The following is a 24,512-nucleotide window of genomic DNA, read 5'->3' as shown; positions in this document are numbered from 1 at the left end:
ATATCATTGTTGCTATTCACAGAGTTGCATAAATACTGTGACTTTGCACTATTTCTGTTCACAAGATTAATATCTTTTTAACTAAATAATCTTTATGATAAATGTTGCTTATTGTCAAAAATGTCACAAGGCATTATAAGGTTGTTCAGGAACATAGGTTGAACCAGCGACTAACTTTCTATAATGCTTGAATTTGAGTAATGAATTTTCTCTAATTAAAAACTACTATGGTGGATCAATGTACTTCAAAAAAATAAAAAAATATTTTGAGAAAGACCCTTACATGCCATTTGTTATTCTTGTGGCTATTGTTGCTTTCGTCTTAAGAATATGGGGAATTACATGGGGGATACCCATAGGTGACTACTCCAACTATTATCACCCTGACGAAGGTAAGATAGTAAATGGAGTATTTACTTTTCCCGATCATATTCAGTCAAACACCGATTTAAGATACCCCACATTTTACCATTACAGTTTAGGCATACTCTGGTATCCTATTAAAGCAATAGTAGATTTTGCAATTAATGATCTTAATCTCCTATACCCCGATGGTTCAATAGATATGTATTTGTTTTGTTTTATTTTTGTTCGCTTTTTCACAGTATTGTTAGGAACAGCAACAGTACTGCTTATTTATGTTTACTCAAAAAAAATCTATAATTCAAAGGTAGCAATACTAGCTTCCATATTTGTCACTATAACAATGTTTCATGTCCAGAATTCATCATGGACTACGGTTGATGTTCCAACTGCTTTTTTCTTAATACTGACATTGTATCTAGCTAACTGTATGATTTTTCATAGAAAAACTTCTTACTATCTGTATTCTGCAATTGCTTCAGGTATTCTAATAGGTACAAAATACACTGGTGGACTTGTTATTGCTTCGGTAATTATCTTTCATGTATTAGCAATGAGCAAACATGGTGAGCTAACATCTATAAAAGACATTAAAAAAATATTCGACAAAAATATTATTCTCTATCTATTTATTACATGTATTGTTTTTTTAGTCACAACACCAGGGGCTTTTCTGAAAACTGAATATTTTATAAATTCTTTGTATTATGAAACAAATAGATTAAGCATTAATAAGTGTTCAATGCTTGAATTGAATGTGTGGATTCCTCACATCATTAACCATTTAAAAAGAACAATGGGTTGGTCTTTATCTGTAGTATCTATTTTAGGTTTCATCTATGCCTTTCATCTTTCGACGAAAAAACCTCATAAAGAATTGCCAATTCTACTTTTCATGGGTTTATATTTCTTAAATTTGAGAAATGTTCTAGCTGCAAGATATTTAATTATGATAGCACCATTATTTTGTATTTTGGCAGCTAAGTTTATAGTAGATTTATACGAATCAGAAAGCAAAACAAGAAAAGCTTTTGTCTCGTTTATAGCTATATTCATAATCCTTTCTTCATCGATTTATACTGTTCAAAGTATCCAGGAAAGAACAACTGATACAAGGATTATCGCGTCGGAATATATTTCAAATAACATTGCTAGAGGCTCAAGCATAAGTGACAGTGGGTATATAGGAAATTATGCTAGATGGGAATGGAATCTTCCACGAATTGATTCTGAAAAATATGATGTAAAAAGCTGTTTTGAAAAGCCTGATTATATTGTTCTAACAAGTTTTCGTTTCGTTCCTATGGCAAAAGCTTTGAATTCTCCTAATTTAGGCGATAATTATACGTGGGATGAAAATTATTCAACTATGTGGTATCGTCAGGTTATTCCTGAATCGGAAGTGTTTCTATTTTATGATGATTTACTAAATAATAAATCACAAAAATATAATTATTCGCTTGTGAAATCATTTAAACAAGAACCAAAGATACCAATAGAGTTCCCTGCGCCTGAAATAAGGATTTATGGAAAAAATCAATAAGTTTTATCTGTGGAACTCTTTATTGGTATATTTAAGCAACCTTGGCGTATCCGCTAAGGTTGTGTATTAGTAACATTGATTAATTTCTTTCACATTATTTTAATATTTTTTATAAAACTTCGGAAATATTTGGATGATTACTTACTTTTTGAGTAATTCGGTAATTAAATCTTGAATTTTTATTATGAAAAGACTTTTGTCGAACATTTTTGCCCTGTCAAAACATTTTATTCTATATTTTTCAATATCCGTGGAAACTTCATTTATTGCGGAAACGATTGAATTAACATTTGCTTCAGTCAATATTCCGGTTTCTCTGTCCAAAATACTCTCTTTAAAGCCTCCTTCATTCACTGCCACTACAGGTTTACCAGCAGCCATAGCCTCTATAGGTGTCATGCCAAAGTCTTCATCCATGGCAGTTGCTATATGACCTTTACAATCGGAGTACAGTTCAAGTAGTTTGTCCTCAGATATACTTCCAAGGATTTCAACATTGTTAGGTAGATCCTCAAGTAAGCTGCTTGCATAATCTGACGCATGGTCACCTAAAGAATATCCTCCTACTATCAGAAGTTTTTCGTCAGGCATTTTTCGGAAAGCTTCAATCTGGAGCTTAACGCGTTTTTCGGGATACAGCCTGTTAACAGAAAGCCAAAAATTCCCGTAATTTTTGAAGTTGAACTTCGAAGTATCTACTGGAGGATAAATTACTTCTGCATTTTTATTCCAGTATTTTTTGATTCTTTGTTGTGTATTCTTTGAATTAGTTATAGTTTTATTTACGTGAACGATGTACCTCTCTGTAAATTGTTTGTGTACATGCACCCATGTAGTAAAAATAGTGGCTATCAAAAAGTTATGCTTCTCTTTATAGTTCTCATATAGGTCATAAAAAACTCGAGTAGGTGTATGACAATAATAAAGATTTGGCTTATGTTTCTTTGCCGCAAAAGGTGCCCAATTCCCTGAAAAAATGAAGAAATCGTAATCCTTTGAAAAATCACATCTTGCAAACTTCCATGAAGCAGAGATTTGTTTAAGGGGTGGAATCTTCACTGTTTCACCAAGGGTTATTATTTTGACATTATCAAATCCCATTTTATTAACCGAATCTTCATCTGTGTCTGTGGTGATTACATCCGCACCCAAACCCTTTGCCAAGGTGAGCACTAGTTTCTCTCCTCCGCCTATAGTACCTATGTAATCGTGAAATATTGCGACTTTCATCTTAACTTTGACCTTTATTTGAACCGACAGTACAAAAAAATTAACTCAAAATAATCAAGTTTTTAAGCTTGCTATATTAATTATGACTGTTTCAGTATGGATTCCATTCGGTGATTTCCTCATACTCAGGAAACTTCCCAAATTCATACCCACCAAAAAGATTGCCCCATTCAGTCTTCTTGAATTCATCGATATGTTTTTTCCCAATGATGGGATACCAAAGTTTATCGTGGTAAAACTCGGATGCAAAAATGAAGTTCTTAAAAACTGGAGAATGGAATAAAAGCTTATGCAAACAATGGATGTCAGCAGTTCCTTTTCTCAACCTCTGGTCCCATTCGACAATTGGGCTTTTCTTAGTAGAGAATTTAAAATTCAGTTTTTCAAATTCGTTTTTATCCATACCGCAAATTTCAATCTGATCATAATCACCCATTCCCAGTCCTCTATCATGGGCAATTCTAATGTAATCAATGCTTAACGGATCAAAACCCATTATTTTAGCCGAGATTGCATCAATAGCAACCTGATCATCACTGGCTAAGAGTACATTTCCTACAAAAGGCTCCATCGTACGTGGACCAGCCCCATTTCCACAGACTCCACCATCCATTGCTGCAAAGACACCTTTGTGAATCTCTTTTTGTATTGCCAGCAAATCCACAAGTACCTCATGTATCTTCTTATGGGCATGATGCCTATATTTTGGAATCAGGCCTCCAAAGGCATTTTTCATGGCGCCTGTAGTAGTGGTATGTCCGTGTGTCTTGACAGTAGGAAGATGGATTACATTGCTGTTGAAAAATTCCTTAGGGATGAGAATTTCTCCAAAAAGATCATTCATTGCAAGCATCTCTGCCTTCGGCTCAAAGGGTATCCACTCAGCATTTGTAAGGGGAACATAATCGACATCATATTTTTCAAGTATCGGGAGCCATTTGTTCCCATATGCTCCTTTCCATGGATGAGTTACTACAGTCTGATTTTCCACACAAGTGATATCCCCATATCTATCAGTTCGGAGCTTTTTCAGTACTCCGTCAAGTTGCCAGGGAGGAGTTGAACAGGCAGGATAGAACAAACTCCAAGAAAGATTAATCTTCAAAATAGTTTTATTATCTCTGGGAACTGCTGATGTATACTCTGCAAGTTCCATTAGCTCTTGATAGTCATCTAATATCGTCTTTGGTGATGTTTTCAGAACAGTAACTCTTGACATTAAATTCCTCCGATGATGTAATATGATTATTCTTTAGCCCGCATCCATTATTTGGAATGATCTTTTTTCTGAATAAGAGGTAAACTATAAGGCCCAGAATAACTCCATACCAGAATGATCCAAGACGTACAATAAGTGCAGTACCGATGGTGATGGTGGGAGTAAATCCATTATGCTGCAAAAAACCCGCTATCGTGACTTCAGCAAGCCCGATACCCCCGGGAATCATGCTCACTCCGCCTGCAAGGGAAGCAAAACTGAAAATAAATGTTGATTGTGAAATGCTGAGGTATTGGTCAAAACCAATAACAATGAAATAAAAACCGAGGCATTCACAGAACCATGCTAAAACATTCAAAAGTGAAAGTGATATGAATAGTTTCGGCTCCATTAATTTCTGAAAAGTCCCGTGCAAGCCCTTAACGTCACTGGAATGCTTCATAGCCCGATTCTCGATTACTGATATCATTTTTCCAGAAATTCTCTTAGATGTGATTGAAACATAGAACACCAATATCATGAAGAATAATGTGGCCAGCAGATAGATGCCGTCTCTGTAGGACAATATACCAAAAGCTGACAGAATTACAAGGCTCAGTATATCAGTAACGCGATCAAGTATCACAACTGGAACAGTCTTGCTCAATTCATCTCCAGAAATATCCTTAATCAGCCATGCTTTCCAGACTTCTCCCAGTTTTCCCGGAGTAACAATCATTGAAAGCCCACTTATGAATATAAATATGTTCTGTTTGAAGGTAAGGTTCACTCCTGTATTTTTAAGGAATATATCCCATTTAAGATACCTGAGAAAATAACCTATGCTTGTAAAAAGCAATAATAGAATGAAATATGGCCAGTGAAAGCTCTGAATTGCAAGGGTCAGTTGATTTATGTCTGCATAAATGCCCATTGCAACATAGACAGCCAATGCAAAGAAAACTAGAAGTATCGTTTTATTTTTCTGCATAGTTTGAGACCTTTCGTTAAAGAATGATTATATAGACTATTTCGTTCACCAAATATTTCAATATGTCCGGATAGAATTGCTTCTCTGATATCTTCATTATTATTTATTACCCCAGCATTTCCGACCTCATTACTAAAATGGGCATCGCTTCCTGCCGTGATAGTCAATCTATGCTTTTTTCCAAATTCAACCGCATCAATGTTGCTTTTCTGGAAAACATTTCTTGCATTGAACCCCTCAACTCCGTCAAAATATCTAACATCATCTTCTGTAGGCCAGAGAGCTGATTTTCTCAATGTATCAAACGGATGGGGGATAACCACGATACCATTCTGGTCGTGAATCTCGTCGACAACATTTAGGAAATCAGTTGAGTGAATTTCATCTGACAGAAAAAGTCCTATAACTTCCCCTCTGGAAGTCATCACCTCGGAGCCGATAATTACTTCCAGATCTTTATCAGCATATTCTCTTGACTTTATGCCACCTTTTATAGTATTATGGTCAGTAATGGCAATCCCATGTAATCCTTTTTTTTGTGCAATTTTGACAATTAATTTTGGTTCCATGTATCCACAATTGGGAGAATATTTTGTGTGTGCATGCAGATCGAATCTCATATGAAACCTCCATACAATGCAAAAATAACAAGGACTGTCCATAAAAATAGATTTAACATGAATGCCTTGTCTTTGAGCAAGAGTTCCGCTTCTTCTCCAATACCTTTCAGATTCATGAGTTGAACATATCTGAATATTCCAAAAAAGGCAAAAGGTAGAGTTAACATCATTGCTTGATGTATTGAAACAGTATAGAGAGCATATGACATAAGCAACATAGAAACAGAAGAGTTCAACAAACTTTCACTCATTTTGATATTATACTGCGATAAACTATTCCTTGAATTTATATCTCCATCAAGTTCGTGTCTTCTTTTTCCAAATGCCAGTACAAGTGCAAGAAGAAAAACACAAAGTATCAACCATGGTGAAATGATTACATTTATAGCAAAACAGCCCACAATTGCTCTTAAAACGAAGCCTACAGCAATAAAAATAGCATCAACAATAGCGTAATTTTTAAAATAAAGGGAGTAAACAACACTATTAACCAGATACAACAAGCTCACAAGTCCTACTGCCCATCCCATTGAAAAGAGAATAGCAAGTGATACAATCATCATTGAAAATGATATGATAAGAGCTCTTTTTACAGGAAGGAGTCCAGCAGCAATAGGTCTATTTTTTTTCTTCAGATGTAATCTGTCTTTCTCCACATCCCTAATATCATTGAACATATATTGTGAACCTGCAAGCAAGCAAAATGCTGTGAAAACAATGATGAGGTCTATCCACATTTGAATATTGAATACATTCTCAGAAAAAATGATACATACAAAAATAATGAGATTTTTGTACCACTGATGTGGCCGCATGGAATTTATTATTGCTCCTAACATGATTGTTTTTGTCCTATGTTTTTAGGCAACGATTGCAGATACAAACTTACTTTTTAGATTTTTTAAAAAATATTTTTATAAATTTCTAATAATTTCCACTTTCAATTCGTATAATAACATATATAATTTGTTTATTTACATCATAAACTATGATATAAATTAGGTTGTACAACTTATATTTGTTCGTAAATTGATATACAAGTTATATATATTGATTCCCAATTATATTTCTGTGCTTCGGATTCAGAATTTTCAGCTAATTTGCTGTAGAGAATGTTGTCATCTAATACTTTTTCAATAACTCTTGCAAATTCCTCTTCCCCTTCGACAACAAATCCATTAATCGAATCAGTTACAATTTCTTGTGTTGCATTGTTCTTACTATTTGTAGTAACAACAGGCTTTCCACATGCAAAACCTTCAATCGCTATAATCCCGAAACCTTCTCTTCTTGAAGGTAGTGCCATAACTTTGGAACCTTTGATATTTCTAATTAAATCTTCATATTGCATAAATCCCATGAAGAGGACGTTATTTGTCAATTCAAGTTTATCTGTCAGTTTTCGAAGATTTTCTTTCTCAGGACCATCGCCCATGATAATACAATTGACGTCTGGTTTTGAATATTTCACTAGGTAAATGGCTTTTAATAAGAGATCCACATTTTTTTCTTTTATCAACCTACCTGCAAAAACAATGTCTGATTTGTCATCTGGGGATTTGATTTTGTGAATTTGCTCCAGATCGATTCCATTTGGAACAGTATATGAATTTTCAGTTTTAATCCCGATACTTTCCATTTTTCTTTTTGTCCATCCAGAGACTGCTATATTGTTCTCTGACAGTTTTGACACAATTCTTTCAATCAGTAATCCAAAAAATCCAATTTTCCCCAAATATTCATACCAGTAGTCATCCCATACCTCATGCCAGGTAAAAACTAAAGGCGTTCTTTTGATTACAGAAACAGCTTTTCCGGTAAAACACGAAAAATAGGGAAAAACGCTTACATCAATGATATCAAATTTTTCTTTCAATAAAGGTCGGAAAAGACTTATAGAAAAGATCAGTGCCTGGATAATTGAGCGTCTGCCATTGGTGTAAAGTTTTCCTGACTTACAAACTCCATGTAGTATCATTCCTTCGAGTTCAATGATGTCTTCTCCTTCCCACCACTTCATTCCGAAGAGATGTACTTCATGTCCTCTTTCTACAAGTCTCTTGCCTATCTCATATATGCGTTTTTCAGCACCGCCCTTGACCCAGGGATATACAGCATCGTAGACAAATGCTATCTTCAAGGCATCACCTGTCAATGTTAGTGTCCAGGAGCATTACGCTCAGGAAAATTGAGCTGAAGACCATCTGAAGTCCAATTGCAGCAAGTATCATTGCCACTACGGCAGTTTCAATCTCCTCCAGTGAACCGTATCCTGTATTAACCCAGGTTGAAACTATCCTTATGCCAAGAATGAAACCCAGTATCAACAAAACAGATCCACCGAATAGCTCTTTTTCAAGTGAATGGTAGCTAAACAGTTTTTCTGATAAGTCATTTTTTTTCCGGTAGATCCCGTGGATAAAACCATAAGCTTTCATATAAGATGCAGTGGCAAGGGTTTGCCCTCCTATGATGAGTAACATACCCCCCAGGATAAAGGAATGTAATTTAGTCTCGGCGACATCTCCCTGAATAAGAGTCGCAGTAGTAAGCAGAAGTCCTATCAGAAAAACAAGTAGACCCGGCACGCACATAAAAGAGAGGGGCCTGTAAAGCATCATAAATCTGATATGACGCCATCCATCATGGAAAGACCGAAGCTTGGAAGGAGCGTATCTTACATGATAAGTGATAGGTACTTCCTTTATCCGTAGCCCGTTATAAGATGCTTCAATGATCATTTCAGAAGCAAACTCCATGCCATGAGTCTTGAGATTCATTTTTTGAAGTGCTTCTCTTGTAAAGGCACGCATTCCGCAATGTGCATCGGATATTCGGGTCCCGAATACAAGATTCAGTAACCAGGTTAAAAATGGGTTACCGATATATTGATGTAACCAGGGCATGGCTCCTTTTTCAATGTTACCTTTTAGTCTGCTGCCGATAACAAAATCAGCTTCGCCACTTACAAGATATTTCATAAATCCGGTTAACTCTTCCAGATCGTAGGTATTGTCAGAATCTGCAATAGCAATGTAATCTCCTGTAGCATTTTCCAGGCCAGTCATGTAGGCATTCCCGTATCCTTCAACAGAATGAATAACCTTAGCTCCCATGGATCTTGCAATGTTTGGAGTATCATCCGTTGAATTATCAACTACAAGAATTTCTCCTTCCATGTTGCATTTTTCAAAGACTTTTTTTGCCTTTTCGATGCATATGCCGATTGTTTTATCTTCGTTCATGGAAGGCATTACTATCGATAGTTTTGGCATCCACTCTCCTTAGACTTTTAAGTTTATATTTCTTTGGATTGTAGTAATAAAAATACTCTCTCGCCCGGACATGTTTACAGAGGTTTCAGGAAATCATTTAATGATTCTATAGCAGGTACATACTAGCAAGTATTACTATATACTTCACTTTGAAATCTTTTATATAGCTTTCTTGTTAAAGACGCCTAACTAAAAACGTATGTGGGTTTAATAAAATGGTTATTGGTCGCTCTATTTACTGCTACATGAAAGCATATTCTCTTGCTTTGATTCTTCTGATCTCACTTGCTCCTTTATCTTCAGCTGATTCTCTGTGTCCTTGTGATGATCTTGATTATTGTGTGGATTGGGTAGAAGTTAAAGCTGTTAATTTGAAATGGGGAGAACTTGGAGAAGTATCAGTTGATGGTATTAAGTACAAATTAAGACCTGATGATTTCAATGATGATAGGAGTGGGGTACTGATTTCAGCTCAGAAGGGTAATGAAGATGTTCGTAGTGAATTTCTTTTTCTGAATGGGGATAGTACTTTTCACTGGGAACATGATGTTCGGGTAATGTTGACTGATATCAAGAAAGATAGTAGTGAAACTCCCATAGCTTATCTCAAAGTTTTTACAAGAGGTCTTCCCGTAGTTGATATTGATTTTAAGGCAAGTTCTGAGGAAATCGATGGTGTCAAGGTTGGGTCGGACCAATATGCTCCGGGTGAGGAAAAACATGTAGAAATAACCGTCAAAAACACCGGAGACGGATGGATTGAAAATGCTATGCTTGAATTGGATATTGGTGAATTCAGGCTCAGGTCAAAAGAGGAGTTTGTGTTCAGGGACCAGATATTAAGCAAAAGACTTGGTTGCTTTTTGGAAGATGAGGAAAAAACTTTCAATTTTACGGTAATTGCTCCTGAATGGGATGGTAAGACTTCTCCATATTCTCTCACTTATAACATAACTGCAAAAGTAGATGGTTACGACATTAAGGATGACTATTATGTCTTTGGTGGAATAGCATCTTTTGAGTGCACTGAACCAAAATTGGAAGTAAAGTTAGAAGTCGTTAACGAAGAGATTAACATGAGCTCCTGGTTCGTGCGTCCTCTCTACAGCCAGACAGATAATTGGCAATCTATTGATTTTGAGATATGGAATGCTTGGGAGCATTCTTTTTTAAGGACCAATATTTATAATGTAGGGCTCTATGCGATTGATGATCTTGAGGTACAGTTTTCAGATATCCCCGAACAACTTGTAGTTTCAGAAATCTATGAGTCCGGTGATTATCAACGTGTGAGCCCTGAAGGACAGTATTACCTTGGTCAGAAGCTTATCCCTTTGGAACAAGGAAAGTACACTTTTGATCCGGTGGTGGTTAAAACCACTTTCTTTGGAAAGGATTTTACCTGGAGCTCTGGTTCAGCAAACTTGAATGTGCACGGCCCAAATATTGTTTTCAGTAAGTCTCTGAAGCATTCGGGTGAGGATTATGTTGTCGAGCTTAGTGTTTCAAATGATGGCGACCGTGCTGCCTGGGTAAATGTGGTAGACACGGTACCTCCAGAGGCTAACTATGTGGGCGGCAGTTTTGAAGAGAGTCTTCAGGGAGAGGTACCTCTTGCTGAATGGGATTGGTCCTCTTCTCGTATGAATGGTACACAGAATATATCTGTTGACGGGGTGCTTCTTCCCCCTGGGAAGAGCTTTAATTTCAGATATAGCATCAATCCAAGTGTAGCTCCCAGCCTTCCCTATGCGACCTGTGAGTTCAGGGGTATACCTGACTATGAAGGTGAGTTGCAATCATCTCGCTTTGTTTCAGGGATTGAAGTTGGAAGATACTTCGACCTTTCGAGCGGAGAATGGAAAGATGATACAGAAGAACCTCAGATAACTGAAACAATAATAGCTTCTCTAGATAGGGAAAACAAATGTGAAGAGGAGAATGTATTACATTCTACCAGTGAGGATGATGATGAACTTATCATTTACGAATCTTCCATTGAAGTTCAGGAAGAAAATTCCGATGACTCCTTCCTTTCCAATCTCCTCGGACCTCTTGCAGATTTTTTCACAAAGGCACAACAGTTCGTGCACAATCTGTTCCAAAGTGTACTTGGTGGTTTTAGTTCTGCTTTCGGCTCAATGGAAGGAGTGGCTATTAATGCCGTAGAGAATTACCTCTATGCTATTGTCATTATTATTGCACTGGTTGTGTTTGGCTTAGTATATACGATTTCAAAATAACATTTTAGCTACACTTCTTTTTTACATATTTGGAATATCCTGTAACCTCCTCAATTAATCTTTAATATAATGAAAAGAATATATGAAGATTGCAATAACATCTTATTTTTCTTCAGACTCGAAGCATGTAGCTGAATGAGTTTCATTTTGTAGTTTATTTTTACATAATCTAATAGTAAAATTTGATTACTCAGGCAGTGAGATCCTCTTTTTCTTCTATCGAATATTAGTTGGTTACATATGCAGTTGTATATAGATATACTGTAAATCTATATTGATTATTTGGCTATATACATTATTTGTACAAGTGTTATATATCGACAATGCAATCTAAGGCTCAGAGCGTGTAAAACCCGCTCCAACAAATAAAATTAAAAAATAAAAATTGGTGTACGATATGAACATGAAGAACTTTTTCAACAATGAAGCTGGTGTTTCACCAATCGTTGCTACCCTCGTTTTAGTAGTGGTCGCAATCGCTGGTGCAGCAGCAGTAGGTACAATTATGGGATCATTCTCAAGCGACGTTTCCGACAGTGCAAGCGCAGAAGGCGCAAGCCAGTCCGCATCAACCGAACTTCTCATTGCTGGTAGCTCAACCGTTCAGCCAGTATCCGAAATCCTCGCAGAATCCTACATGGATGCTCACCCTGGTGTCAAAGTAACAGTTCAGGGCGGTGGCTCCGGTGCAGGTGTATCCTCAACAGAACTTGACATTGTAGACATCGGTGCTTCCTCCAGTGATGTTGACACTGTAAACGAACACCCAGATCTTGTAAAGCACGTAATTGGTGGCAGTGCAATCGTAATCATCGGTAACGATGTAACCGGTAACGCAACCAAGGACGAGATCACAGCTATCTACAACAACGTAACTTCTGATGGTACAATCCCTGCTACAACAATCTCAACAATCACAAGTGGTAACCTCACAGTTGCTGGAGGTATCACAGACGTTTCAGTCTTCCAGAGATCAGATGCAAGTGGAACCGAAGAAACCTTCTCCAAGTACTTTGGTGCAGGTGACAAGCACTGGGCAGACAGCACAGATGCAAAAGGCGAAGATGGTAATGCATTAGTACTTAAGGCAGTAGAAGACACAAAAGGTTCAATGGGATTCGTAGATTTCGGATTTGCTGCTGGTTCTGATGCAGTAGAACTCATTAGTGTAGAAGGCCACTCAACTGACAAGGACGACTGTGAAGATGAAGTTATCGCTGCTCTCAAGAGCGAATCCTCAGCTTTCGATGAAGGAATGACAAGACCACTCATCTACCTTACCAACGGTGCTCCTTCCTCACTCGAGCAGTCATTCATCGACTTCGCAATGCAGCCTGCTAACACAGATGCCTTCGAAGATGTAGGTTATTTCCCAATGATTGACCTCGTATAAATCAACTAACAAACAAAAACCATCGACCTGTACTTTTTGTGCAGGTCCTTTTTTTACAAAAACAAGATCATCATGTTTAACAAGAAATTGTTATTTGAACTTCCTAGTCTTTCTTTGAGCAAGAAATTCCGATTTGATCTTCCTCATCTCTTATTCCTGTCATGTGCAATCCTAACGGCTTCGATTGCTTTATTCTTCATACTCTTCATTTTTAAAACAGCAATGCCTGTATTTGAAAGTCAGGGATTTGTTGGTTTCATCACAGGTACTGAATGGAACTACACCACTGGTGTTTATGGTATTAGGATTTTCATATATGGTACTATGGTACTGACACTTGTTACTTTATTGCTGGCTGTTCCCGTGAGCCTGTTTACTGCCATATTTCTGGCAGAATATGCTCCTAACAAACTTGCTGCAGTGATCAGACCTTTGATAGAGTTACTGGTAGGTATACCTTCTGTGGTCTATGGTATTTTCGGTCTTTATGTGCTTGAAGATGTCTTTTTTGAGCAAATTGAACCATTTTTCATCTCTAATTTAGGATTTATTTCATTGTTCGCTGATCATACTCCAAATACAGGTACAGGACTCTTTCTTGCCTCTTCAGTATTAGCTGTGATGATCCTTCCTACAATCACTGCTCTTTCCGAAGATGCTATTCGATCAGTGAAAAATGAATACAGGGAGGCATCTTTTGCGCTTGGTTCTACACATTGGGAAACTATCAAGCGCGTTGTACTTCCTGCTGCATCAGGTGGAATTCTTTCTTCAATTGTCTTGGGAATGATGCGAGCTATGGGTGAGACCATGGCAATAGTTATGCTTTTTGGAAATATGAAAACTATACCTTCGGGTTTTTTCAGCTATGGATTTGCGATGACTTCAAAGATTCTAAATGATATAAAATTCTATGCATCTGAAGCAGAGCCCAGAAGTGCCCTCTTTGGGATAGCAGCTATTCTTTTCCTGATTGAGATGCTATTCGTGTTAATCTCACGAAAAATAGGGGGTGGAAAAGAATGAATTCCAGAAATATGCATGATGCATTCTTCAAATACATCTCTTATATTTCAGCGGTTCTTACCATAGTCATACTTGTGTCTATTCTTGGAACCATTACTCTCAAAGCTTTACCTTCGTTGAATCTTGATTTTATAATTACTCCGGAAGCAGACTTCAAAGGATTTGGGGGAGCTATAGGCAATGCTATTGTGGGTACGGTTTTACTGTCTTTGTTCTCGACAATGCTTGCTGCACCCCTTGCAGTTGGTACGGCAGTGTACCTTGCAAAATATGCAAAAGATGGATTTGTAACAAGGTCACTAAGTTTTCTGCTTGATGTAATGTCCGGTACTCCTTCAATAGTACTTGGAATATTTGGCCTGATGATACTTGTAATGTACATGAGGCATATAACAGGTGGATTTTCTTTTATATCCGGCTCAATAGCCTTGGCTATACTTATTCTGCCTGTAATAGAACGAGCATCAGAGGAAGCTATCAACAGAGTTCCTCAGGATATCGAAGATGCAAGTTATGCTCTTGGTGCTACCAAGTGGGAAACTATCAAACTTGTAACACTTCCATATGCTTTGGCAGGGATTATGACAGGTATCGTACTAAGTATAGGCCGAGCTGCTGAGGAGTCTGCAGTGGTAATCCTTACAGCAGGTTATTCTCAGTTTTTCCCGGAATTCAAATTTGGAGCTAGTGAAAAATTGATTTTTGGTATTAAACTCTATCCTTTCCAGGATCTGGTAGCTGCTCTTCCGATAACTGTCTACCATTCATTTTTGTTTCCTCATCTTGTTTCTGTGTCTGAGGGATTTGCAGCTGCATTTGTGCTGATTGTTATTGTCATGATAATAAATGCTGTTACAAGGCTGATAGTCTGGAGACGCAGGATCGGTTAATCTTTCCTGCGAATTATCCCGATTTATAGTATAGAAGTAATAAAAACGAATGGAGAGGTTGTTCCAAACTTCCTTCAATATAAGTTATGGTTGGCTACATAAAATATGATGAATAAGTATATACGTATAGATTATTTTACTAGCCGATTAATGGTTGGTAAGAATACGGGTCCTGAACAACATGATGAGGCCAATTACCCGGGGACAAAGCAACTTCTTATTGAAAAACAGGACGAGAACATTTCTGAAAATACTGTTCCAGAGAATTCATTAAATCAGGCAGATAGTCGCAAACCCCCCAAAAAAAGATTTTCTTTAAGACTGCGTGGAAACAAAGATGAACAGGTTTCGGGGAATGAAGCAGTAAATATACTCCATTCAGAAAACCAGTCTGAAGAGTCTGCAGAAGATACGGGGCCAGTAGACGGAGATATAATAAAGGATTTTCTCCATGAAGAATCGATTTCTACTGAAGAAATTTCTGTTCAGGATTCTGTTTCCAACGATATGGAAGTGGGACTGGATGTGGATAGCATTGAAGAGCAAATTCTGCTTGATGATATCAAGCAGTCTGTAGTTGAAGAACAGCCAAAAAAGAAGCGTTTTGGATTTAGTCTTAAAAAAGGCGAAAAAAAATCTAAGGACAAAAAACACAAGGAAAAAGCAGAGAGTATCTTGCAGAATTCTGAAAAGGGTGAAAGTCTCAGCGATAAGCCTGTAAAAAAGAAGCGCAGGTTCGGCTTAAGTCTTGGTAAAAAAAAGAAAAACACTGATGAAACTACAGATAAAGGAGTAACCGAATCCGTGAGTAAGCAGGAACAGGATTCTGCAAAAAAAGCCTCCTCTTCTATTGTTAAAAAGATAGAACAGATAATAACTCCAAAACCCGAAATAATTGAAGAGATAGAATTTGTTGTTGGGGAACTGTCAATTCCCGCTCCCGGTGTTCCCCAGAAAGAAGTAAACATAACATATGAAGTAACTCCTGGATGTCAGTATGTACATATCAGATTCGAAGTTGATTCACTGGTATACCAGTGTCTTGAACCGCCTCTGAGTGACAGTGAAAAAGAAGCATTCTACATTGTACAGAATGCCTTTGACAAGATGGCACATTCTGAAATATTGCTTGTAGAGGAAGAGGACCGTGTAGAAGCTCTGAGGGACAGGTTCGATCTTATTGTTGATATTTATCGACTTAAGCTCAGTGATACACAGAAACACAAGTTCTTCTACTATCTACATAAGAAGTACATGGGTTTTGACAGGATGGACCTTTTGATGAAAGATCCTTATATTGAGGACATCACCTGTAATGGTCCCCATACTCCTCTGTATGTAAATCACAGGGTATATGGCTCAGTAGCTACCGATGTGGTCTATGAGGAGATCGAGCTCAATAACTTCGTCATGAGGATGGCACAGGCGGCAGGCAGGCATATTTCAGTACTGGAGCCTATCAGGGATGCAACTCTTGTAGACGGAAGCCGTGCCAATCTAACTCTTGGAAAAGAGGTCACAAAAAGAGGTTCGACTTTTACAATCAGACGTTTCAGATCCAATCCTGTATCCTGTATCGACCTGATGAATTACAAAACCTATGATTCAACAGTACTAGCCTATTTCTGGCTCATGGTAGAGTATAAGCGTTCAGTACTGGCAGCAGGTGGTACAGCATCCGGTAAGACAACTACTTTGAATGCTCTTGGTGCATTCATCCCTCCGGAGTACAAGATAGTATCCATCGAGGATACCGCTGAAATGAATCTTATGCATCCAAACTGGACTCAATCTATCACAAGAGCAGGTTTTGGTGGTAGTGAAGGTGGCAAGTCTGCGGGTGATATCGAACTTTTCGACCTTCTTAAAGCAGCCCTGAGGCAGAGACCTGAATACATAGTGGTTGGTGAGGTTCGTGGTGCTGAAGCAGGTACTCTTTTCCAGGCTATTTCCGTAGGTCACCCATGTATGGGTACTATACACGCAGGTTCCATCCAGGAATTGCTTTCAAGGGTGGAATCCGAACCAATGAACGTGCCAAGGAATCTTTTTGCCAGTGTGGACATGGTCATTTTCAATTCCATGATTAAAGTAGGTGAACATTTTCTCAGGCGTGCATTGAGGATAGTGGAAATTGTGGAACTTGATCCTGAACGTGGTGATCTTATTACCAATCCCGTGTTCAAATGGAACCCTGTGACCGATGAATATGAGTTTAGTGGCAGTAGTGCTATGTTTGATGCCATTAATGATGAATTCGGTATAGAGCAGGCTGAGCTTGCAAGTGAGATGGATGCAAGGGCAAAGTACCTTGAAAGCATGGCTCGTGAAGGTATCACAGAATACGAAGAAGTTGCCAAAGCCATCAGAAAATATTCAAGGCAGAAAGATGAACTGATGGAGCTGTCCCATTAAATGGTAAAAACGCAGGAAATTGATGTCCATCAGGCTTTCAATGATGGGACAAGCAACAAATATGTAGAGAAATACAAGATGTTTTGCTACGTATTTGGTAAACATATAGACAAAAAACCCCAGGATGATATTGCAAAATCCCTCTACCAGGCAGACATGGTCCTGACTCCCGGTATGTTTCTCTCTCTTGCTCTGGTTACAGCGGGAGTGGCTTCTGCAATTGTCTTTATGTTTTCTCTGATTCTTTTCAGGAACTCATCCTCTCCCTTTGTCTATATAACCGTCCTTACTATTCTCACATTCGGGCTTACTGTTAGTGGATTCCCTTTCATGCTCTACAATAAGATATCTAACAAGAACATGAATATCGAACATGAACTTCCCTTCACTTTAGGATACATGACCATTCTTGCAAGTTCAGGTTCATCTCCCATGGATGTTATCAGAAAGGTTGCTATAGAGGATTATGGGTCCGTGTCAACAGAATTCGGTAAGGTGATGTATCGGGTAGATGTCCTGGGTGAAGATGGTGTCAGTGCCATGAATCATCTTATTCGTAATACTTCCTCCGAATCGCTCAGGGCTATATGTATAGATCTTGCTAATGCTATGCAGTCCGGGGGAGGTCTGCGTACATATCTCGATATGAAGTCCCGGGAACTCATGGACATGAGACGAAAGATGCAGCAGGAGTTCGTTGATTCATTGGGTGTATATGGTGAAGGCTACTTGAGCGGGGTAGTCATGAGTGTCGTACTGGTAGTATTGATGATAGTCGTTACAAGCGCTCTTGGTATCGATCTTGGTCCATTTACCGCTAAACAGATGTTCCAGTTCTTTGTTTACTTCATGCTGCCATTCATTAACATTGTTTTTCTCATTCTGCTGTGGATGAAATATTCAAGGAGCATACTATGAATTTTACTATGGATATTGAAAGATATCGTATGGTAATTCAGCGCTACGTGCAGATATTGACTATACGCTATGATATCAAGCGGGAGTATCTGACATTGGGAATTCCGATATTGGTTGCATTGTCGATACTTTCTGTAGCAGTTCTCACAGGTCATACTTTTGTGACCGACGAAGCATCAATCGGCGGAGCTGTAAACGATGAAACTGCCGCAAAACAGGCTGCGTATGAAGCTCTTGTTGCTGAAATGGAAGCTGCTGAAGCTGCGGAAAGAGGTGAGGTCGTAGCTGTTGAAGAGGAGAAAACTGAACCCTTACCAGAAGATGATAAACCAAAAGACGATCTGGATCACATAATGGTTTTTGCCATACTTGTTGCGATCATTCCATACTCGCTTGATTCTTATTTTCAGAAGAAACTCCTGCAGAAAAGGGAAGTGGCTTTTAGTGAATTAATGTACAAGCTATCCGAACTGATGAGAGGTGGCATTGATCCTGTAAAAGGCTTCATCAATCTGTCAAAGACGAATCTTGGAGTTATCACAAGCAATGCACAGGATGCTGCTTCCTCAATGGTTCTTGGCAAATCGTTTGAAGAATCCATGCACAGAATGTCCGATTCCATGAACAGTCGTCTTGTTGCCAGGTATATTGATGTTCTGGTCCAGGCTGCCTACACCGGGGGTAATGTTGCTGATCTGTTGTTCCGTACGTCGGAAGATATGAGGTCAGTTATAGCCATCCAGAAAGAAAAGGAATCAAATCTGAAACAGTACATAGTCATTTTCTACCTCGCACAGGGTATCATCGTAATGCTGACATACATTCTTTCCACATCCCTGCTACCTCTTATTCAGGGTGTTGGCATGGAAATGCTTGGTGGCGTAGGCCTGTCTGATATTGACTTTGAACGTGGCTTCTTTCATATGATCATATTGAATGCTCTATTCGGAGGACTCATCATCGGACAGATCACAGAGGGAGAGATAAAACACGGGTTCAAGCATTCTGCAGTACTCATAACTTTAAGTTATGTTGCCTGTGTAACACTTCTGCTACCTGCAGGTGTGGGTGGCTCTTATGTAGTTGATGTTATTTCCGGTGATGGGCAGGAAGTGCTTGGGGGCATTCCATTACAAAAACCGATTGTTTTTAATGTGACTGACATGGAGGGTAATCCTGTTCCCGATACATTTGTCAAGATGTCAATATCACCCGACGGGATGATAACAAGTTCTATGACAGAAGATGATGGAACAGTAGCAGTGACACCAATACCCGGGTCAAATGATGGTACATACATAGTAACTGCATTAGCCGGTGAATCAACAGGCACAGCAACTATTATAGTTAAAGGAGGAGATGACTAATCCTCTCTTTTTACCAGTTGGATTTCTTTTTTAATGTGATAAACAAGAAGAAGAGGGACAAGATTATTTTCTCTATTCTAAACTAAGTAAAGTTTGTAAGCGTCAGCCAACCCTTTCTCTTGTATCCATAGTGATTCCTTGGTTTGTAACGTTGTAGGCTATCATTTTGTTCAGAGGAAGGCTACCTTTCATTTTTGGTATATTTATGTACCTGTTTATTTTGCCACCTACATATTCAGTCCTGAACTGGATCACCCCGTCAACCATGGATCTGATTATCTTTTCAGCTCTTTCGGGAAGTATTCCCATGTCTGCTGAAAGGAGAAAAGTAATGTTTGAATCCCGGCTTATGCCGATAAGTGATTCAATAGCTTCGGAAATAACTTCTACTTCTTCATGAATGAACAACGAAGAGAACATGTCTATGATGCAGACATCAGTTTCATTTATATTGTGCAATGGTCCTGCGTTATCTCCATAAAGCCTGTTACATAGTTTATGTCTTTTATAACACATATCAAACAAGGCTACAGGCTCTGAAAAATTTCCTATTATCGTCAAGTTCTTTTCAGAATTCCCGATTCCAATGTTTTTCAACTCTTCAGAGATCATTTTTTCAGAGCTTCGTGTTGAAATGTAATATACTTTCTTTCCAATTGCGAGCGCATCGGAGCTTATTTTGTGGAAGAATACGCTTTTTACGTCTCCTATGTCTTCCTCTATTAGCAGTACCACATTTGAAGGTACGTTTTTCAAACCGAAGCTAGTTAGCACCATCAAATTCCTTAAAGCAATCATTGCTTAAATCGTTTTGGAATAAAATCATCATCTATGTACATTATAGAGTACTATATATATTACATTAGTAAAGTATATAATTTTTAATCTACTTCTCAACTTAGATGGTTGGTAGCGATAAGATTTCTTTCCTGAAGGATACACATGGTGTTTCCGTTATGTTTGCAACACTGTTATTAATTCTGATTACTATCATTGCAGCCTCAGGAGTTGCTTTTATGGTCTCCACCATGCAGAAAGAGGCTATGAATAGGGAAAGTCACCAGGCTGCTGTGGAGAATGAGGAACTCAAGATAGTTTCCATTGAACCTGTACCAGCGGGTGATGGTAACTTGCAGTCCATCGATATCACGGTTCTTAATCTCAACATAGCTGATTCCAGGATATCATCTATACGTCTCAATGATGGTTATTTCTTACATTTCAAAGCTTATGATAGCTCAGGTGCATTCGATATGCATAAAGACTATCCTGCGGTCTACAGCGCCGGAAACAGGATGGTCATTCCTGCTACCAAAAGCAAGACAATCCATCTTAACTTTTCGGACATAGTTGTTGAAAAGTCAGAAACTATATCGACAGCCGGATGGGCCAATAACAGCACTGACTTCAATTACAACCTGAAAATGCATCCCTGGAAAGCTTATAATGGTGTTGATTTTGATTTCTATATGAATGATACAACCAACATGACAAGATGCATACAATCAGGTAATTTCAGTATTAACAACGAAAGACAGGAAATTACATTTTTCGGAAATAATTCGGGTGGTAATCTCACCAACAACACGGATTATGAAATATTCTACGCTATCGATTTTATTTCATATGCAGGTTCTGCTCCCCTTGAGAATGAACCTCTGAGAATCGAATTAATCACTTCTTACATTAATGTCTTCAAGGAACTCTTCACTCCACCCATGCCTGTAGCAGAGGTGCAGTTCAAGGTTGAATACCTCCAGAGTGCTAACGGGTCACAGTCTCCGAACAGTTACCTGATACTGGATGCATCGGATTCCAGAGATTCTGATGGTTTCATAACCAGCTACAAATGGGCTGTATGGAAGGATTCCGGCAATGTAACACTATATGATTATAATCTTTCAGGTATGGTTGTAAGGCCGATTGGTATTGATTCCTATAATGACCAGGATGTAACGATTGATCTTATGCTTACTGATGATGATGGTATGGTATCCCGGCTCAGTCAGGTTTCCGGGAACCTTAGCATTCTTTGATCAACTTATACAAAACCAGAGGTGTGACTCATTTCAGAAAAAAGAAAGATCCAGCTAACAGGCGGATCCACCTACATTGTATCACTTCCCATAAAATGGGTTCGAGAGAATGGGTTATCGGCAGGGGATGCTGTAACTCTTTCTGCACGGCCTGATCGTTCTCTTACGGTAATGGCAGAACCGGGAAATGAAGAAAAGAAGCAGCGCTCCAAGATTGAGTTCTCTCTCACCGGTAACACGGAAGATGATTTCAGGCTTCTGGTTTCTAATTATCTTGTTGGTTACGATATTATCAAGATCATTTCTCCGAATGGTTTTTCTGCAGATGAAAGGAAGTTCATCAAGGAAGCTGCAAGAAAACGCCTTATAGGGATTGAGATAGTTGAAGAGTCAAGAACCGAACTTGTTTTGCAGAGCTTGCTGAACTATCAGGATATATCCCTGGATAAATCGATTAACAGTATGTACAGGATAATATCTTCGATGCTTGAGGATGTTTTGCGCTCGCTTGAGGATCAGGATCTTGAACTGGCAAGGGACGTGATGCAACGAGATGATGATGTAGACAGATTTTATTTGCTGACTGTGAGGCAATTAAAGGCAGCCATTGATGATTCTTCCCTGGCACAAAAGATCGGTGTAGGTCATTCCAAGGATTGCCTTGGGTTCAGGCTGGTGGCAAAGAGTATTGAAAGGGTGGGTGATCATGCCCAAAGGATTGCGAAGAATGTAATAGATATGGACTCTCCCCTCGAGGAAAATGACGAGATATTACGATTGGGGAAGCTTTCTCTAAGTGTGTTCAAGGATTCCATCGAAGCAATATCAACCTCCGATGCCGTATTTGCAAATAATATTATCAATGCCTCGAATAAGATCTCCGGACTTGCAGGCAATCTATGTAACAAGGATGCTGGTACGGACAACAGGCTCGGTGAAAGTAAGAGAAATATACTTGAAAGCCTGCAACGTATCTCTGAATACAGTGCAGATATTGCAGAAATCGTTATTAATATGCATGCAAAAAAGATGAAAGATTCCTGTCGGTTATAGGAATCCTATATATTCGAAAAGACTGATTCTTGCCCATATTACCATAAGGTTGTTGACCACCAGCAAAAGTCCGAGAAGGCTGATCCCTGTTTTTGAGAAGGTCCACAGCACAGTGGAGCTTGATGATGACCTGATTGAATGGTATGCCCAAAAAATAACTGCCAGTATTGCCATTTTGATCAGGAGCAGTGACCATATTCCATAATTAGCTATCATAGTTGACAGGAAGCCGTTTTCTTCAAACCCCAGACCACTTTCAATTGCATGGAATGTAGTAAGAAAATCTCCGATTACGTATAGCAGAATCACATACCTGATGTCATAGAGGAATTTACCTATCTCTGCAGAATTGAAAACGTTAATATTGATATTTTTTGTAAGCATAGTTTGGAGATTGTATGCACAAATATATCTAAAACATGTATATATTTATTATAATAATGTTCTGACTATAATATTTATGATCATAAAAACCAATTCAAGGTACATGTTCAAGTGTTAGTTTATATGATGCCGATGAATTTTCAAATATATGGGAACTCTATATTTTATTACTCAATTCAAAAAAAGTTGGTTTCTATATATTATTACTAATATTATATAAATGACTAGATTTGATATGTATAACTAACATACCAGTGACAAATGAAAAGAAATTACTTCCCATTACTTTTTTGTGGTAAGTATATTCTCATTTATATCTTCAAGTTTGTTGCATGAGGTCATTATCATGGCTTTTATTATGTCCGTTTTCAGGAAATCCATGAGTTCCTTTACACCGGATGCACCGGAAGCCAGCACTTGCCGGGCAATGGGTCTTCCCATCAAGACAAAATCTGCACCAAGGGCCAGCATTTTAACTACATCGAATCCGGTACGAACACCCCCGTCAGCAGTTATAATTACATGCCTGCTACCGGGAGCGTCCCTGATAGCACGTACAATGTCCGGCAGGACATCCGCGACACCGGGGGCAGAATCCAGTACCCTGCCTCCGTGATTGGATATTCCTATAATGTTGGCACCTGCATCCATTGCCAGTGTAGCATCTTCCGGACACATGATGCCTTTCACCATAAAAGGCAGATTCGTTGAATTCTTTAATTCTTTCAAATCTTCAACAGTCTTTCTGTAAACAGGCTTACCTGCCAGGGTGAAATTGACAGAACCTGCCCCATCAATATCAATGCCAACTGCAAAAGCATGTCCTTTCTCAGATTTTTTCATTAGGTTGATAAGCATATCCTGGGACCGGGGTTTGAAGACATTAATTCCATGCCCATGTACCTTTTTTAATGAAAGTATTCCTGCGTGTGTTGTATAATCTTTTGCAGTATCACCTGTGAACCCTATGGTATCGGCAAGCCTGCAGCCTTCAAGAACAGAATAAGAAAAATCCTCCTCGGAAATATTGGCAAAATAACTCAATCCACCCATGGGAGCCGCAAACAGGGGCATACAAACTTCTGTTCCAAAAAAATCTTTTTTGATAACGGGATTTTGGTGCTCGGAAATCAGTCTTGTTCTCAAGAGAACTCTCTCAAGTGCCCGGAAGTTGTTCAGGTAAGTAATTCCCTGGCCAATTGCAGCAAGTCCCAGTGATCTGCCATATTCCTGTGAGTATTCGGGCTGAACCGCCGGGTTGTCAGATGCAGTAGAAATTATTTCTCTTTTAACATATCTCTGAGCAGGTCCTTTCCCGATTTTGAATTCAGTATTCTCCTCTCCTCTGCTTTCTTCCATTTTCAGTTTATCCCTGGTTGCACCACAGATCGGACATCTCCATGAATCCGGAAAATCTGAAGGACTTGTGCCGGGTTCTATTCCTGTTTCCGGATCACCAATCTCTTCGTCATAATGATAAACATTGCAGACAGAACAATACCATTTACCCAAACCTTCACCTTTCCCCATCTTTGGCTGAAGTTCATTGTAAAAATACGATTAACTT

General features: G+C 38.6%; 20 protein-coding genes. 10 read left to right on the top strand and 10 right to left on the bottom strand.

From position 1 onward, the window contains the following. The first annotated feature begins 238 nt into the window (after positions 1-238). Positions 239-1,906 (top strand): glycosyltransferase family 39 protein, encoded by a 1,668-nt coding sequence (locus V7O62_RS03215; protein ID WP_406657580.1) that lies wholly within the window; start codon positions 239-241, stop codon positions 1,904-1,906. 141 nt (positions 1,907-2,047) lie between these two features. Here V7O62_RS03215 and V7O62_RS03210 read toward each other — a convergent pair whose 3' ends face one another. The 7 genes from V7O62_RS03210 to V7O62_RS03180 all read right to left on the bottom strand — a co-directional run bounded on the left by V7O62_RS03210 (position 2,048) and on the right by V7O62_RS03180 (position 9,220). After that, positions 2,048-3,136: a glycosyltransferase gene (locus V7O62_RS03210; RefSeq protein ID WP_406657579.1), complete on the bottom strand. Its 1,089-nt coding sequence runs from the start codon at positions 3,134-3,136 to the stop codon at positions 2,048-2,050. 91 nt (positions 3,137-3,227) lie between these two features. Beyond that, positions 3,228-4,355, bottom strand: coding sequence for a DUF362 domain-containing protein (locus V7O62_RS03205; RefSeq protein WP_406657578.1), 1,128 nt, complete (start codon positions 4,353-4,355; stop codon positions 3,228-3,230). Further along, a complete protein-coding gene (locus V7O62_RS03200) occupies positions 4,306-5,325 on the bottom strand; it encodes a YbhN family protein (RefSeq protein ID WP_406657577.1) in 1,020 nt (339 codons plus the stop codon). The genes V7O62_RS03205 and V7O62_RS03200 overlap by 50 nt, the downstream gene beginning before the upstream one ends. Next, complete coding sequence (locus tag V7O62_RS03195; RefSeq protein ID WP_406657576.1) at positions 5,298-5,945, bottom strand: PHP domain-containing protein; 648 nt, start codon at positions 5,943-5,945, stop codon at positions 5,298-5,300. Before V7O62_RS03195 ends, V7O62_RS03200 begins: the two co-directional genes overlap by 28 nt. Next, positions 5,942-6,682, bottom strand: coding sequence for a UbiA family prenyltransferase (locus V7O62_RS03190; protein WP_406657575.1), 741 nt, complete (start codon positions 6,680-6,682; stop codon positions 5,942-5,944). Before V7O62_RS03190 ends, V7O62_RS03195 begins: the two co-directional genes overlap by 4 nt. 275 nt (positions 6,683-6,957) lie before the next feature. Then, entirely contained in the window at positions 6,958-8,085 is a 1,128-nt protein-coding gene (locus V7O62_RS03185) for a glycosyltransferase family 4 protein (RefSeq protein ID WP_406657574.1), read from the bottom strand. A 4-nt stretch (positions 8,086-8,089) separates the two neighbouring features. After that, positions 8,090-9,220 carry a glycosyltransferase family 2 protein gene (locus V7O62_RS03180; RefSeq protein WP_406657573.1) on the bottom strand — a complete coding sequence of 377 codons (1,131 nt, stop codon included), beginning with the start codon at positions 9,218-9,220 and terminating at the stop codon, positions 8,090-8,092. A gap of 245 nt (positions 9,221-9,465) precedes the next feature. Here V7O62_RS03180 and V7O62_RS03175 point away from each other — a divergent pair, with 245 nt between their 5' ends. The 7 genes from V7O62_RS03175 to V7O62_RS03145 all read left to right on the top strand — a co-directional run bounded on the left by V7O62_RS03175 (position 9,466) and on the right by V7O62_RS03145 (position 19,472). Continuing rightward, the gene (locus V7O62_RS03175; protein ID WP_406657572.1) at positions 9,466-11,463 is read left to right on the top strand and encodes a hypothetical protein; all 1,998 of its coding nucleotides are present in this window, start codon (positions 9,466-9,468) and stop codon (positions 11,461-11,463) included. 397 nt (positions 11,464-11,860) lie between these two features. Beyond that, positions 11,861-12,856 (top strand): PstS family phosphate ABC transporter substrate-binding protein, encoded by a 996-nt coding sequence (locus V7O62_RS03170; protein ID WP_406657571.1) that lies wholly within the window; start codon positions 11,861-11,863, stop codon positions 12,854-12,856. A 72-nt stretch (positions 12,857-12,928) separates the two neighbouring features. Beyond that, positions 12,929-13,882 (top strand): phosphate ABC transporter permease subunit PstC, encoded by a 954-nt coding sequence (gene pstC / locus V7O62_RS03165; protein WP_406657570.1) that lies wholly within the window; start codon positions 12,929-12,931, stop codon positions 13,880-13,882. Beyond that, complete coding sequence (gene pstA / locus V7O62_RS03160; protein WP_406657569.1) at positions 13,879-14,772, top strand: phosphate ABC transporter permease PstA; 894 nt, start codon at positions 13,879-13,881, stop codon at positions 14,770-14,772. The genes pstC and pstA overlap by 4 nt, the downstream gene beginning before the upstream one ends. A gap of 150 nt (positions 14,773-14,922) precedes the next feature. Beyond that, on the top strand, positions 14,923-17,187 hold the full coding sequence (locus V7O62_RS03155; RefSeq protein WP_406657568.1) for a type II/IV secretion system ATPase subunit: 2,265 nt from the start codon (positions 14,923-14,925) through the stop codon (positions 17,185-17,187). Further along, on the top strand, positions 17,188-18,105 hold the full coding sequence (locus V7O62_RS03150) for a type II secretion system F family protein (RefSeq protein WP_406657567.1): 918 nt from the start codon (positions 17,188-17,190) through the stop codon (positions 18,103-18,105). After that, complete coding sequence (locus V7O62_RS03145; protein ID WP_406657566.1) at positions 18,102-19,472, top strand: type II secretion system F family protein; 1,371 nt, start codon at positions 18,102-18,104, stop codon at positions 19,470-19,472. The genes V7O62_RS03150 and V7O62_RS03145 overlap by 4 nt, the downstream gene beginning before the upstream one ends. Positions 19,473-19,574: 102 nt before the next feature. Here V7O62_RS03145 and V7O62_RS03140 read toward each other — a convergent pair whose 3' ends face one another. Continuing rightward, positions 19,575-20,249: an RAD55 family ATPase gene (locus tag V7O62_RS03140; RefSeq protein WP_406657565.1), complete on the bottom strand. Its 675-nt coding sequence runs from the start codon at positions 20,247-20,249 to the stop codon at positions 19,575-19,577. A 125-nt stretch (positions 20,250-20,374) separates the two neighbouring features. Between V7O62_RS03140 and V7O62_RS03135 the strand changes: the two genes are divergently transcribed. Beyond that, positions 20,375-21,508: a hypothetical protein gene (locus V7O62_RS03135; protein ID WP_406657564.1), complete on the top strand. Its 1,134-nt coding sequence runs from the start codon at positions 20,375-20,377 to the stop codon at positions 21,506-21,508. A gap of 30 nt (positions 21,509-21,538) precedes the next feature. After that, a complete protein-coding gene (locus V7O62_RS03130) occupies positions 21,539-22,561 on the top strand; it encodes a PhoU domain-containing protein (RefSeq protein ID WP_406658326.1) in 1,023 nt (340 codons plus the stop codon). On the opposite strand, the gene V7O62_RS03125 is transcribed toward V7O62_RS03130, so the two are convergent. Continuing rightward, positions 22,556-22,945: a hypothetical protein gene (locus V7O62_RS03125; protein WP_406657563.1), complete on the bottom strand. Its 390-nt coding sequence runs from the start codon at positions 22,943-22,945 to the stop codon at positions 22,556-22,558. The two genes, V7O62_RS03130 and V7O62_RS03125, sit on opposite strands and share 6 nt — an antisense overlap. 282 nt (positions 22,946-23,227) lie before the next feature. Then, positions 23,228-24,475 (bottom strand): alpha-hydroxy-acid oxidizing protein, encoded by a 1,248-nt coding sequence (locus V7O62_RS03120; RefSeq protein WP_406657562.1) that lies wholly within the window; start codon positions 24,473-24,475, stop codon positions 23,228-23,230. Positions 24,476-24,512: the final 37 nt, after the last annotated feature.

Origin of the sequence: Methanolobus sp. ZRKC2 (assembly GCF_045291185.1) — an archaeon.
Lineage (GTDB): Archaea > Halobacteriota > Methanosarcinia > Methanosarcinales > Methanosarcinaceae > Methanolobus.
Note: the sequence above shows the minus strand (reverse complement) of the source record. Positions and strands in the feature narration are given on the sequence as shown.